Here is a 240-nt window from a genome sequence, read left to right on the forward strand (position 1 = left end):
AGTAGAGATTTCCGTCGGAGGTCCTGCTGTCGAACCAGATCTGAGCGGGCGAGGCGAGTGTGAAGGTGTAGTTCTTCTGCTGTCCTTGGCTTGCGATGGAGCCGGAGACGGCCGTGCCGAGGGTCAAGGCGGCGGTGGCGTCGGTGACCGACCTGACGACGAAATTGTCGGTCGTGGTGCCGTTGGCGTAGATGTAGCCCTGGACGGCGAGGGTGTAGGTGCCGGTGGTGGGGAGGGTGA

At 63.3% G+C, this 240-nt stretch carries 1 protein-coding gene; it reads right to left on the reverse strand.

Annotated features, from left to right (window positions below):
• Nucleotides 1-240: hypothetical protein (locus tag ACYOEI_RS41450; protein ID WP_462856519.1), on the reverse strand; the 240-nt coding region annotated here is incomplete at both ends.

Source organism: Singulisphaera rosea, assembly GCF_054877945.1.